Below are 13,326 nucleotides of genomic sequence, written 5' to 3'. Positions count from 1 at the left end.
ACGCGCACCGGCACGCGCACGGGCCCCACCGGTCACTGCCCGGCGAGAGCCCGTACCCCGGCCGTCGGCCGGCTCAGCCCGCGAGCAAAGCGACCGCGTCGCTCTCGCCGAAGGTCAGACGGCAGGTGTCCGCACGGTAGGTGGAGACCGCAACGGCGGTCGTACGGCCCCCGGAGACATAGCGGGTGGTGACCACGAGGACGGGTGCGCCGGGGAGCCGGTCCAGCTGCTTGGCGTCCTCCGCACGCGCCGAGCCTAGCTCGACGGTACGGTCCTGGCCGTCCAGTTCCAGCGTCTGGAGCGCGTCCAGCACCGCGCGGGCCCGGGCCGGGGCGCCGAGCGAGTCGGCCGGCGCGCGGTCCGGGAGCGCGGCCGCCGGGACGTACAGCAACTCGGCGGCCACCGGCCGGCCGTCCGTGACCCGGCTGCGGCGCACGATGTGTACCGGGTCGCCGGGGGCGGTCGCCAGCAGTGCGGCCACCGCGGCGGGCACCGTATCGCTCTCGACGGCGTCGAGCGGCTGCCAGTCGTCACCGGCGGCGCCGGGCCAGGTGTGGCGGACGGGGTCGACGGCGACGCCGATCCTCGGCGGTGCGACGGTGGTGCCCACACCGCGGCGGCGCTGGAGTCTGCCTTCCAGCTCCAGCTGTTCGAGCGCCTGCCGCAGCGTGGCCCGGGCGACACCGAACCGCGCGGCCAGATCACGCTCGTTGGGCAGAATCTCGCCGACCGCGAACTCCGAGTCCAGCGCCTGGCTGAGCACGGTCTTGAGGTGCCAGTACTTCGGTTCCGGCACCGTTTCGAGCTGCGTGGTCCCCACCCTGTCCTCCGCACTGGCCGCTACCGGGGCCGCGCCCGTGTGGGGCTCGGGCCCACCCCGAGGCGCCGCCTTCGCGAGCCCGCCTGCACACCCGCCTCTCCGCGGGCCGCCTGCGCGCCCGATAATGAGCGCTTCTTTATGAAAGGTTGTTGCAGTATCCCGACGATATGGCTGCCCCCACCCTTGGTCAAGACCAATCCGGCGTCCGTTCCGGCCGGCACAACCGCCCGCAGCAGCCGCCTGTACCGGCCGCCCCGGCCGCGTGACCTGCGACGCCTCCCGTACTCGCCCCGGCTGCCCCATACCGCTCAGTAGCCACACCTGGCATCGTGTCAGCGCACGCCCGGGATCACCGCACGCACCGCACCCCCGAGGAGTTCTGATGGCCACCCCGGTCTCCTTCGCCCGTGTCACCCCCGAGGACCGGCCGCCGTTCACGGTTGCCTACGAGCGCAAGGGCGCGGGCGACCCCGTCGTCCTGTTGCACGGTATCGGCCACCATCTCCAGGCCTGGCGCCCGGTGTGCGACATCCTGGCCGCCTCCCATGAGGTCATCGCCCTCGATCTGCCGGGCTTCGGCGCCTCCCCCGGGCTGCCCGGTGATTCCTCCTACGCCTTGTCGACGGTGGTCCCGCTGCTCATCGCGGCGTTCGAGGAGCTCGGCGCCGACCGCCCGCATGTGGTGGGGAACTCGCTGGGCGGGCTGCTCGCCCTGGAGCTGGGCCGCGCGCGGGCCGTCCGGTCGGTCACCGCGCTCTCGCCCGCGGGCTTTTGGACCCCGGCCGAGCGGCGGTACGCCTTCGGCGTGCTGCGCGGTATGTACGCCGGGGCGCAGGCGCTGCCCGAGCCGGTGGTGGAGACCCTGGCCCGCACCGCACTCGGCCGTGCCTCCCTGACCGGCACCATCTACGCCCACCCCGGCCGTCGTTCGGCCGCGGCCGTCGTGGCGGAGACCCGGGCGCTGCGCGAGGGACCCGGCTTCGCACCGACGCTGGCGGCCGGCCGGGAGGTGCGGTTCACCGCCGATGTGCCGGACGTCCCGGTGACGATCGGCTGGGGCAGCCGGGACCGCCTGCTGCTCCCCCGCCAGGGCGTGCGCGCCAAGCACACGATCCCGGGCGCGCGGCTGGTACGGCTTCCGGGCTGCGGGCATGTGCCGATGCACGACGATCCGGCGCTGGTGGCACGGGTCATCCTCGACACCGTCGGCCAGGGCACCTCCTAGCGGGTGCGCCGGCCGCCCGTGGCTCGCGGCGGCGCGTACCCAAGCCGTAAACGTCTCTGCGGCATCCTGGCGATCGGCCCGGGATCTTGCGACCATGGCCCGGGTCCGGCGGATCGCAGGGCCGGGACCGGAGACCCACCCCGCCGACGGACGGACCGCGGAAGCGAACGGGCCGCGGAGACGAACGGGCCGCTGTTCACCGTCCGTTCGGCTGCCGGGCACCGGACAGCGATACGAACGGGGCGGCAGTGAAGTCGGTCGAGGCACGGAGGTTGGAGATGGCTCAGGGACCCGGCGGCGGCTTCGGACGGCGGTCGCTGCTGCAGGGCGCGGCGGCCGGCTCGGCGGCACTGGCGCTGCCCGCACTCTCCTGTGCCGCACCGGCGCAGGCCCGCAGCGGGCGGCCGAGCGCCGACTGGGGCGTGCAGGTCGGGGATGTGACCACCTCGTCGGGTCTGGTGTGGGTACGGTCCGACCGGCCGGCCCGGATGGTGGTGCAGACCGCGGCCACCGAGTCGTTCCGCAACGCCAGGACCTGGCACGGCCCGGTGACCGGGGCGGGGACGGACTTCACCGGCGTGACCTCGCTGCACGGCCTGCCGCCCGGTGAGCAGATCCACTACCGGGTACTGCTCGCCGACCCGGACGATCCCCGGCGGTCCGGCGAGCCGGTCACCGGCACCTTCCGCACGGCGCCCGCGGGCCGCACCTCCACGGATGCCGGGAACGGCCGGGTCGGTGGCGGCCGGCGGCAGGGCGTGCGCTTCCACTGGTCGGGGGACCTGGCCGGGCAGGGCTGGGGCATCAACCCGGACCGCGGCGGCTACCGCATCTACGAGGACATGCGGCGCCGGAATCCGGACTTCTTCCTGTGCAGCGGCGACAACATCTACGCCGACGGTCCGATCCCCGAGCGGGTGACGCTGCCGGACGGCCGGATCTGGCGGAACGTGACGACCGAGGAGAAGGCGAAGGTCGCCGAGACGCTGGCGGAGTTCCGCGGCGCGTTCCGCTACAACCTGCTGGACGGCCCTCTGCGCCGCTTCAACGCCCAGGTGCCGACGATCACCCAGTGGGACGACCACGAGGTCCACAACAACTGGTATCCGGGGCAACTGCTCGACGACGACCGGTACACGGTGAAGGAGACGGATGTGCTGTCCGCGCGCTCGCTGCGCGCGTTCAGCGAGTATTTCCCGATCCGGACGCTGCGGCCCGACCGGGGAGGCCGGGTCTACCGCGTGGTGCACCACGGCCCGCTGCTCGATGTGTTCGTACTGGACATGCGCCACTACCGGAACGCCAATTCGCCGGACCGGCAGACCGACGACCCGCAGGGCATCCTCGGGGCCGGGCAGCTGCGCTGGCTCAAGCGCGAGCTGTCCCGCTCGTCCGCGGTGTGGAAGGTGATCGCCTCCGATATGCCACTGGGGCTGGTCGTCCCGGACGGCAAGACCGACTTCGAGGCGGTGGCCCAGGGCGATCCGGGCGCTCCCCTGGGGCGCGAGCTGCAGCTGGCCGAGTTGCTGCGGCACATCAAGCACTCCCGGGTGACCGGCACGGTATGGCTGACGACGGACGTCCACTACACCGCGGCGCAGCACTACGCGCCGGAGCGGGCCGCGTTCAAGGACTTCGAGCCGTTCTGGGAGTTCGTGTCGGGTCCGCTGAACGCGGGCGGATTCCCGGCGGTGAAGCTGGACGGAACATTCGGGCCCGAGCAACCGTTCATCAAGGCGCCGGACCGTGCCAACACCTCCCCCGCGGAGAGTCCGCAGTACTTCGGCGAGATCGATATCGACGGGGGAAGCGGGGAGATGACGGTGCGGCTGCGTCAGGAGGGCGGCGAGGTGCTGTTCAGCAAGGTGCTGCAACCGGGACAGGTAGGACAGTAGAGGCCAATGCGTCGATTGCGTCTTTTACCCGTCGGACACAAGGTGTTGGCGATCAGGCAACACCCGTGCGCAAGGCTTGTGTGCATGACTGAAGCATCCTCTGCCCGTGCCATCCGCCGTCATCACTGGCGGCGGGACGTCATCGAGCTGGCCGCCCTCTTCAGCGCCGTGGCGGTGGCCGATGTCCTCGCCCACACCCTCGCGCACGACCCGTCGGGTCCCGTCATGCTGTGCGCCGCGGTGGTGGCCCTCCTGGCCGCGGCCGGCTTCCACGTCTGGTGGTCACGACGCCACGAAAACGCCCCACCGCCGACCGATACCGGCGCCACGGCGGCGTCCCCGTCCGGACCGGCCCCCGGGGCCGGCGGGCAGGAGACGGTGCTGTGGCGGATGCGGACCACGGTCCGGGACGAGCCCGGCAGCCTGGCCGTACTGTGCACGGCACTGGGCGCGCGGCGGGTGGACATCCTCAGCCTGCAGACCCACCCGCTGTCCGAGGGCACGGTCGACGAGTTCCTGCTGCGCGCGCCCGCCGCACTGACGTCCGCGGAGCTGACCCGCACGGTCACCGACGCGGGCGGCACGCACAGCTGGCTGGAGCGGGCCGATGCGCACGATCTCGTCGATGCGCCGACCCGGATGCTGGACCTGGCGACCCGTACCGCCCTGGACTCCTCCGAACTCCCCCTGTCGCTGCGCCAGTTGCTGGGACGCTGCGCGATACGTTCGGTGCCCGCGCGCTGGCTGCGTGGTCAGCCGCTCGCGGAGCAGGTGCCCACGGAGGGCGTGCTGGAGAAGCACCGCATGAAATTCCGCGACCCCTCCGGGGGCTCGCTCACCATCGAAAGGCCGCAATTGCCGTTCACCCCCGCCGAGTTCGCCCGGGTGCGCGCTCTGGTCGACCTGGACGCCAGACTCGGCCAGCGGGTGCCCCCGCGGCGTGATGTGCTGACGCTGCCCGAGGGCAACGAGATCACGGTCCGCCGCGCCGACACCTCCGATCTGGCCGCGGCCCGCGAGATGCACGACCGCTGCTCCCCGAAGACCCTGGGGCTGCGCTACCACGGCCCGGTCGGTGACGCGGACCGCTACCTCGGCCATCTGCTCAGCCCGCGGTTCGGCCGCACCCTGGCGGTGGAGACCGCCTCCGGCCGGCTGGTGGCGCTGGGACATCTGCTGTGGGACGGCGACGAGACCGAGGTCGCCCTGCTGGTCGAGGACGCCTGGCAGCAGCGCGGCATCGGCGCCGAGCTGCTGCGCCGGCTGGTGACGATGGCGGCCGAAACCGGCTGCGAGAGTGTCTATGCGATCACCCAGTCCTCGAACACCGGCATGGTGGCGGCGATGCGCGGACTCGGGCTGCCACTCGACTACCAGATCGAGGAGGGCACGCTGGTGATCACCACCCGCCCCGCGGATCTGCCCGCCCGGCGGGAGACCCCGCAGAGCGTCTGGATCCAGGACGGCACGGGGCGCCGCTGAGCACCACCCCGTGTGCCCGGCCGGGCGTGCCGACGCCCGGCCGGCTCCCCCGCAACCGGACCTCCCGCCTCCGGACACGAGCACAAAGCGTCAGCAACGTACCGCCTTTCGGTGGTGACGCGGCGGGGCCATCCGTACGAGGATGGACGCATGTCCCACACCACTACTTCCGGGGGCGGTCCGCTGCCCCGCCAGGTCGCCGATGCCTATGTCGACGCCCTCGTCGAGCTGGACCCCATCACCGGCACTTTCCTCGGCATCGCCGAGAGCTCCGGCAAGCTCCCCGACTTCTCACCGACGGGCCAGGAAGCGGTGGCCCAGCTCGCCCGGACGACGCTGGAGAAGCTGGCCGAGGCAGAGTCCCGGCCGGGCGCTGAGCACGCCGCCGAGCAGGTCTGCGCCCGGCTGCTGCGCGAGCGGCTGACCGCCGAACTGGCGGTCCACGAGGCGGGCGAGGGCCTGCGCACGGTCAGCAACCTCAGCTCGCCGCTGCACCACGTCCGTGAGGTCTTCACGGTCACCCCGGCCGAGACGGAATCGGACTGGGCGGCGATCGCCCGGCGGCTGCGGGCCGTACCCGCCGCGCTGGAGGGCTACCGCGCCGCACTCGACGCCGGCCTGAAGCGCGATCTGCCCGCCGGACCGACCCAGGTCCGCACCGTCATCGGCCAGTTGGACGAATGGATCGGCACCGACCGCGGCTGGTTCGCCGAGTTCACCGACCCGGGCCCGGAGTCCCTGCGCGCCGAACTGACCGAGGCCGCCGCGGTGGCGACCGGCGCCCTGGTGGAGCTGCGCGACTGGTTCCGCGACAGCTACGCCCCGGCCGTCGAGGGCGCACCGGACGTGGTCGGCCGGGAGCGCTACGCCCGGCTCGCCCGCTACTTCAACGGCGCCGACCTCGACCCGAACGAGGCGTACGCGTACGGCTGGTCCGAGTTCCACCGGCTGCTGGCCGAGATGGAGACCGAGGCCGAGAAGGTCCTGCCCGGTGCGAAGACCCCGTGGGAGGCGCTGGCCTGGTGCGATGAGCACGGCGAGGCGATCGAGGGAGTCGAGGAGACCCGGCAGTGGCTCCAGTCCCTCATGGACGAAGCCATCGACGCGCTCGACGGCACCCACTTCGAACTGGCCGAGCGGGTGCGCCGGGTGGAGTCGCGGATCGCCCCGCCCGGTGGCGCCGCCGCCCCCTACTACTCGCAGCCGTCGCTGGACTTCTCCCGGCCCGGCCGGACCTGGCTGCCGACGATGGGCGAGACCCGCTTCGCGGCGTACGACCTGGTCTCCACCTGGTACCACGAGGGCGTGCCCGGCCACCACCTCCAGCTGGCGCAGTGGGCGCACGTCGCCGACCAGCTCTCCCGCTACCAGACGACGGTCGGCATCGTCAGCGCGAACGCCGAGGGCTGGGCGCTGTACGCCGAACGGCTCATGGACGAGCTGGGCTTCCTGACCACCGCTGAACGGCGCCTGGGGTATCTCGACGCGCAGATGATGCGGGCGGTGCGGGTCATCATCGACATCGGGATGCATCTGGAGCTGGAGATCCCGGCGGACTCGCCCTTCCATCCGGGCGAGCGCTGGACGCCGCAGCTGGCGCACGAGTTCCTCGCCCGGCACAGCAGCCGTCCGGCCGACTACGTCGAGAGCGAGATCATCCGCTACCAGGGCATGGCCGGGCAGGCGATCGGCTATAAGCTCGGCGAGCGGGTGTGGCTGCAGGGCCGGGAGGCGGCCCGCGCCCGGCACGGCGCGGACTTCGACCTCAAGGCCTGGCACATGGCGGCGCTGTCACAGGGCTCGCTGGGCCTGGACGATCTGCTCGCCGAGCTGTCGGCGCTCTGATCCCGGGCCGGTGGGACGACGGCCGGCCACCACCTCGGGTGTGGTGACCGGCCGCCACACCGGGTGGTGTAGCCGGTCACCACACCGGGTGTTGTAGCCGGCCGCCGCCGTCCGTAGGGTCCCCTGACATGACAGTGGACCCCGCGGCGGACCGGCCGCTCCTTCTGCTCCCCGGCGATCCGCTCCGTCCCCGGCGCCCCGATCCGCACTTCGCTGCCGAGGCCGCCGCGGCGCAGTCGGCCGGCGCGGTGACCGCGCTGCTCGGCCACGAGGCGCTGGTCGCCGGGGACGCCGAAGCGGCGGTGGCACGGGTCCCGCGGGATGCCGGACCGGTCTGGTACCGCGGCTGGATGCTGCCGGCCGGCCGCTATGCCGAACTGTCCGCGGCGCTCGCCGACCGCGGCTGCCGGCTGCTGACCTCCCCCTCGGCATACCAGCGCGCTCATGAGCTCCCGGGCTGGTACGAGACCTTCCGCGCGCTCACCCCGCACAGCGTCTGGCTGCCCTGCGCGCCCGGCCGGGCGCCGGAACGGACGGCGCTGGCGGGACTTGCCGAAGGGCTCGGCACGCCGGGCGCGCCCCGTCCCCTGGTCGTCAAGGACTGGGTCAAGTCCCGTAAGCACGAATGGGACGAGGCCGCCTTCGTCCCCGACGCGGGCGACACCGGGCGGCTGGCCGCGGTCGTCGGCCGCTTCATCGCCCTCCAGGAGGAGTTCTTGACCGGAGGCGTGGTGCTGCGCGACTTCGAGTCCTTCGAGGCGGTGGGTGAGGCACGAGTGTGGTGGGTGGACGGCGAGCCGGTGCTGACCGGCCCGCACCCCGACACCCCGGAGCTACACCCCGTCCCCGACCTCACCCAGGTGGCGCCCGCGGTAAAGGAGTTGGGGCTGCGCTTCGTCACCACGGACCTGGCGCTGCGCACCGACGGTGTGTGGCGGGTGGTGGAGGTCGGCGACGGCCAGGTCAGCGGTCTGCCCGCGGGGGTGGACCACCGGCCGCTGTTCGAGGCGCTGGTCACCGCCGGTGCCGGCTACCCGCTGGTGCTCAGGTCCGGCCGGGTGGCGCTGCGTGCGCTGCTGCCGGCCACCGCCGCGCGGGTCGCGGACGGCGAGCCCGCGGGGTTCGACTGGATCGACGGCACACCGGCCGCGGCCACCTCGGGCGGCGCCGGTATCGCCGTACGGGCTGCTGCGGCCGGCCACTACCGGCCCGGCTGGGGTGTCTTCGTCCTGACCGACGCGGCCTCGGGGACGGCACTCGGCAGCATCGGCTTCCACGGCCCGCCGGATGCCGAGGGCTTGGTGGAGATCGGCTATGACCTCTCCCCGTCCGCGCGCGGCGCCGGCTGGGCGACCGACGCGGCGCGGCTGCTCGCCGGCTGGGCGGCCGCCCGGCCCGAGGTGCGGACGGTGTGCGCCCTGACGGAGCCGGAGAACGTCCCGTCCCGACGGGTGCTGGAACGGGCGGGTTTCCGGTTCTCCGGGGAGCGCGAGGGGCGGTGCGCCTACGAAATCGACGGGTCCGCCGCCACGGCCGACACCGGGGCCGGGGCCGGCGATTTCGCTCGGAGTTGATACGGCAGTCTCAGGCCACGCTCAGCTCGGTACGCGATGCCGGACCGTCGACCCCGACCGGTCCTTGACGACCTCCAGTTGAGCGGGGATCCGCGCCTTGAGGTCGGCGACATGGCTGACGATGCCGACGCTGCGGTCGCGGTCGCGCAGGGAGTCCAGGACGTCCAGGACCTCGTCCAGGGTCTGTTCGTCCAGGCTGCCGAACCCCTCGTCGATGAAGAGGGTGTCCAGCCGGGTGCCGCCCGCCTCGTCGGTGACCACATCGGCGAGGCCGAGCGCCAGCGCGAGCGAGGCGAAGAAGGTCTCGCCGCCGGAGAGGCTGGAGGTGTCCCTCTCGTGCCCCGTCCAGGCGTCGATGACATGCAGACCGAGGCCGGAGCGCCGGGCGCCGCCGGCCCGTTCGTCGGAGTGGACGAGGGTGTAGCGGCCGCCGGACATCCGCTGCAGCCGGGCCGTGGCGGCGGCGGCGACCTGTTCGAGCCGGGCGGCGAGCACATACGACTCCAGGCGCATCCGCCGCTCGTTCTCCGTGGACGTACCGGAGGCGAGTGCGGCGAGGCGGGCGATGCGCTCGTAACCGGCGCGCAGCGGGGCCAGCGCGCGGGCGTCGGCCTCGGCGCGCGCGGAGAGCCGGTCGAGCTCGGTGCAGCGGTCCCGGGCCGCGGCATGGGTGGCCGAGGCGGTGCGCAGCCGCGCCGCCGCTTCCTGGTGCGCGGTCTGTGCGGCGACCGGGTCGGCGGGCGGCAGCGCCGCGGCGGCGCCGGCCGCGGGATCGGCCAACTCCGCTTCCACCGCGGCCGATTCGGCCTGCCAGTCGTCGAGTCGCTGCTGCAGCTCCCGCCATTCGCCGTCCCGCAGCAGGGCCTCGGCGGCGGCCTGCGGGGTGGCGAATCCGGCGCGGTGGGCGGCGTCGGTCAGCCCGGCCTCGGCGTCCTGGAGACGCTGGGCGCAGGCGCCGGCCGTACGGGTCGCCTCCGCCGCCGCGGCGAGCAGGGCGACCTGCCGCTCCAACCGCGCGGCCCGGTCTGCCACGCTCGGGGAGTCGCCGCGCGCCCGGGCCAACTCCTCTTCCAGGGCGGCCCGTTCGCGGTCCAGCGCCTCACGCCGTGAGGTACGGGCGGCAACCCTGCGCTCGGCCTGCTGCTGTCCGTCACGCCTCCGTTCATGTGCACGCTCGGCGCTCTCCAGCGCCTCACGGGCGGCGGGAAGGTCGGCGCCGAGCGCACCGGCGCGGGCGAAGTCGGCGCGCAGCTCCTCCACCTGGGCGCCGAGTGCGCCGGTCGGGGTGTTTCCGGCCGTGGCGGCCGCTGCGGCCAGCGCCTCCTTGGCCGACTGGCAGCGGGCCTCGGCCTGCTGCCGTGTCTCCTCGGCCCTGCGGTGTGCCGCCAGCGCGGCCTCCTCGGCAGTCCGGTCGACATGGCCCGCCCCGGCCCGGGCCGGGGCGGGGTGTTCGGTCGCTCCGCACACCGCGCACGCCTGGCCGTCGCGCAGCCCGTCCGCGAGTTCGGCGGCGATTCCGCGCAGCCTGCGGTCCTTGAGGTCGAGCCAGTGTTCGTGGGCCGCCGCGGACTGCTCCCTGGCGGCGAGCAGTTCCCCTTCCGCCGACCGCACATCATCGGAGAGCCGGTCGCGGCGACGGGCCGCCTCCCAGCGTTCGGCGGCCGGTGCGATCCGGGCTTCGAGCTGGTCGGCCCGGGTGGCGGCCTCCTGGGCCGTTTCGATGCGCTGCTGACGGGCGCGCCGGTCATCGCCCCATGCGGCAAGCCACTCGGCGGCGTCCCGCAGCGTCTGTTCATCGGCGCGCGCGTCACGGTCGAGGGCGGCCCGCTCCCGGCCGATGTCGGCGGCGCGCCGCTCGGCCCTGCGCGCCGCCCCGAGCGAGCCGAGATCTTCCCTCACCTGCCGTTCCTCCGAGGCGAGGTGGTCGCTGCCGGCATCGGCGAGGGCGGCCGGCAGCGGGCTTCTGGCCTGCCGTTCGGCGCGCTGGGCGGCGTCCAGTTCGTGCCAGGCGGCGTCCCGCAGGGCGAGCGCGGGCGCGACCTCCGCGGCCGCACGGGCCCGCTCCAGCCGCTCCCGGGTACGGTCCCGCTCCCCGGCACGGGCGTCGAGCCGGGCGGCCCGTCGCCGGGCGTCCGCGTACCGCCGCTGAAGCCGGTCGCGCTCGCGGGCCTCTTCCCACTCCGCGGCCGCCCGGTGCTCGGCGGCCTCGGCTGCGTGCACCGCGGAATCCGCTACCGCCAGCCGCTCCCTGGCGCTCACCCTGGCAACGGCCGCCCTGACCAGCACCGCTTGTGCGAACCCCGGCTCACCGGGGCCCGTTGCGGCCCGGTCTTCCCCGGCCGCGGTACGGCCGGTTCCGCCCCGTCCGCCGCTCTCCACGGGCCCGGCCTGCCCCGGCACGGTCGCCCGCGCCGTCGAGGCCGCCGCCCGCCCGCGTCCGCGTGCCGGTGCGCCCCGCGTCGCCTCCCCGGCGCGGTCCGGCGCCGGGACGGACGGATCGGTGAGATCGGCGCTCTCGCCGGCCGCCTGCGCCATCCGGTGCGCCAGCGCCAGCAGCCGTTCGTCGCCCGCCGTCACCGTGTCGGCGGCGGCCTTGCGGCGCGCGTTCAACTGCTCTTCGAGGGCGGCGAACCGCCGGGTGTCGAAGAGCCGGCCCAGCAGCCGGGAGCGGGCCTCCGCATCGGCCCGCAGAAAGCGCGCGAAGTCACCCTGCGGCAGCAGGACCACCTGGCAGAACTGCTCCTTGCTCATCCCGAGCAGCTGGCCGATCTCCTCACCGATCTCCTGGTGCGAACGGCTCAGCGCCTTCCAGTGACCGCCCGAGCCGTCATCCGGCCCGTCACCGTCCGCCGCTCCCCCGCCGCCGGCCGCCGGCACGAATTCCCGCAGCCTGCTCTGGGCCTTCTCCTTCGTCGTGCCGCTGCCGCGCTTCTTGGGCCGCGGCTGCTCGGGGAGCCGGGTGATCTCCAACCGCCGCTGTGCCACGGTCAGTTCCAGAACGACCTCGGTGAGGGTCAGCGGATCGGCCAGATCACTGCGCAGGGCCTGGCCGCTCTGCCGCGCCCCGGGCACCGACCCGTACAGCGCGAAGCACACCGCGTCCAGGACCGAGGTCTTGCCCGCTCCGGTCGGGCCGTGCAGCAGGAACAGGCCGTCCCGCGACAGCCGGTCGAAGTCGATGGTCTGGGACCCGCCGAAGGGGCCGAAGGCCGTCAGGGAGAGCCGGTGCAGCCTCAACGCGCCACCTCGGCCACCATGTCGTCGACCCGCACCTCGTCGATCGCCGAGCGCAGTTCGGTCCGCTCCTGCTCATCGACCGCCCGGCCGGCCCGTACGTGCTCGACGAAGTCCTCGGCGATCTCCTGGTCGCTGCGCCCGCGCAGCCGCTGCGCGTACGAGGCCGACGAGCGGCCGGGCCCCTCGTCGGGGTCGAAGACCAGGCTGACGATGTGCGGGAAGCGCCGGGCGAGCCGGGCCATGGGCTCGTGCGGCCGGACGGTGTCGGTGAGCGTCGCCTCGACCCAGGACTCCTCGTGCCGGGCCTGTCCGGGGTCCTCCAGCAGCTCCTCCAGCGGCCCGCGGATCCGTGCCAGCGGCCGCGGCACCGGGCAGTCCACCCGCTCCGCCTGCACGGCACCGTCCGCGTCGAGCTCGACGATCCATGACGACTTGCGGTGGCCGGCCTCGGAGAAGGAGTAGGCAAGCGGCGATCCGGAGTAGCGGACCCGCTCGGTGAGGGTCTGACAGCCGTGCAGATGCCCGAGGGCGGCGTAGTCCACCCCGTCGAACACCGGCACCGGCACGGAGGCGACCCCGCCGACGGTGATGTCGCGCTCGCTGTCGCTGACCGCACCACCGGTGACGAACGCGTGCGCCAGCACCACGGAGCGGGTGCCCGCGGGCCGCCCGGCGAGGTCGGCCCGTACCCGCTCCATCGCCGCGCCCAGCACCTCCGCATGGTCGGCCCGCCGCGCCCCGAGGGTGTCGCGCACCATGGCGGGTTCGAGATACGGCAGGCCGTAGAGCGCCACCGGACCGTGGGCGTCGGAGAGCAGCACGGGGGTGCCGCAGCCGGCCGGGTCGGTACGGAGATGGATCCCGGCCTGCTCCATCAGCCCCGCGCCGACCCCCAGCCGGCGGGCGGAGTCATGGTTGCCGGAGATCATCACGGTCGGGACACCGAGGGCGGCGAGCCGGTGCAGAGCGTCGTCGAAGAGCTCGACCGCGGCGAGCGGCGGCACGGCACGGTCGTAGACGTCGCCCGCGACCAGCACCGCATCGATGTCCCGGTCGCGCACCGTGGCAACGAGATGATCGAGGAAAGCGCGCTGGGCGGAGAGCAGGCTCACGCGGTGGAAGGACCGCCCCAGATGCCAGTCGGAGGTGTGCAGAAGCCTCACGTAGCGACTCCGACCAGCATGTTCTTCCCCTCCGTTGGCTACGCATCGGCACGGCCGGCGTGAGCTTCGGCAACCGCCCCGTCCG

8 protein-coding genes are annotated in these 13,326 nt (G+C 73.9%); 5 read left to right on the top strand and 3 right to left on the bottom strand.

Annotation, left to right across the window (positions count from 1 at the left end; all coding sequences use genetic code 11):
* Positions 1-73: 73 nt before the first annotated feature.
* Entirely contained in the window at positions 74-820 is a 747-nt protein-coding gene (locus tag D9V36_RS38445) for a GntR family transcriptional regulator (RefSeq protein WP_129297836.1), read from the bottom strand.
* Positions 821-1,202: 382 nt separating this feature from the next.
* On the opposite strand from D9V36_RS38445, the gene D9V36_RS38440 reads away from it, so the two are divergent.
* From D9V36_RS38440 to D9V36_RS42910, 5 genes are all read left to right on the top strand, one after another.
* Positions 1,203-2,045: an alpha/beta fold hydrolase gene (locus tag D9V36_RS38440; RefSeq protein ID WP_129297835.1), complete on the top strand. Its 843-nt coding sequence runs from the start codon at positions 1,203-1,205 to the stop codon at positions 2,043-2,045.
* A 278-nt stretch (positions 2,046-2,323) separates the two neighbouring features.
* The gene (locus tag D9V36_RS38435) at positions 2,324-3,940 is read left to right on the top strand and encodes an alkaline phosphatase D family protein (protein WP_129297834.1); all 1,617 of its coding nucleotides are present in this window, start codon (positions 2,324-2,326) and stop codon (positions 3,938-3,940) included.
* Between the two features lie 84 nt (positions 3,941-4,024).
* Positions 4,025-5,422: a GNAT family N-acetyltransferase gene (locus tag D9V36_RS38430; RefSeq protein ID WP_129297833.1), complete on the top strand. Its 1,398-nt coding sequence runs from the start codon at positions 4,025-4,027 to the stop codon at positions 5,420-5,422.
* A gap of 150 nt (positions 5,423-5,572) precedes the next feature.
* A complete protein-coding gene (locus D9V36_RS38425) occupies positions 5,573-7,267 on the top strand; it encodes a DUF885 domain-containing protein (RefSeq protein ID WP_129297832.1) in 1,695 nt (564 codons plus the stop codon).
* Between the two features lie 128 nt (positions 7,268-7,395).
* Complete coding sequence (locus D9V36_RS42910; RefSeq protein ID WP_129297831.1) at positions 7,396-8,841, top strand: GNAT family N-acetyltransferase; 1,446 nt, start codon at positions 7,396-7,398, stop codon at positions 8,839-8,841.
* A 21-nt stretch (positions 8,842-8,862) separates the two neighbouring features.
* Here the strand turns inward: D9V36_RS42910 and D9V36_RS38415 are convergent, their stop codons facing one another.
* Both D9V36_RS38415 and D9V36_RS38410 read right to left on the bottom strand, forming a co-directional pair.
* Positions 8,863-12,078: an AAA family ATPase gene (locus tag D9V36_RS38415; protein ID WP_129297830.1), complete on the bottom strand. Its 3,216-nt coding sequence runs from the start codon at positions 12,076-12,078 to the stop codon at positions 8,863-8,865.
* Positions 12,075-13,241 carry an exonuclease SbcCD subunit D gene (locus tag D9V36_RS38410; protein WP_129297829.1) on the bottom strand — a complete coding sequence of 389 codons (1,167 nt, stop codon included), beginning with the start codon at positions 13,239-13,241 and terminating at the stop codon, positions 12,075-12,077. Before D9V36_RS38410 ends, D9V36_RS38415 begins: the two co-directional genes overlap by 4 nt.
* Positions 13,242-13,326: the final 85 nt, after the last annotated feature.

Source organism: Streptomyces lydicus (assembly GCF_004125265.1).
In the GTDB taxonomy this organism is placed as follows: Bacteria; Actinomycetota; Actinomycetes; order Streptomycetales; family Streptomycetaceae; genus Streptomyces; species Streptomyces lydicus_C.
This window is presented reverse-complemented; position numbering and strand designations above follow the sequence as displayed.

Excerpts from the sequence above, each read along its gene's own strand:
- D9V36_RS42910 (WP_129297831.1), top strand. The coding sequence starts at position 7,396 with ATGACAGTGGACCCCGCGGCGGACCGGCCGCTCCTTCTGCTCCCCGGC.
- D9V36_RS38425 (WP_129297832.1), top strand. The coding sequence starts at position 5,573 with ATGTCCCACACCACTACTTCCGGGGGCGGTCCGCTGCCCCGCCAGGTC.
- D9V36_RS38440 (WP_129297835.1), top strand. The coding sequence starts at position 1,203 with ATGGCCACCCCGGTCTCCTTCGCCCGTGTCACCCCCGAGGACCGGCCG.
- D9V36_RS38430 (WP_129297833.1), top strand. The coding sequence starts at position 4,025 with ATGACTGAAGCATCCTCTGCCCGTGCCATCCGCCGTCATCACTGGCGG.
- D9V36_RS38435 (WP_129297834.1), top strand. The coding sequence starts at position 2,324 with ATGGCTCAGGGACCCGGCGGCGGCTTCGGACGGCGGTCGCTGCTGCAG.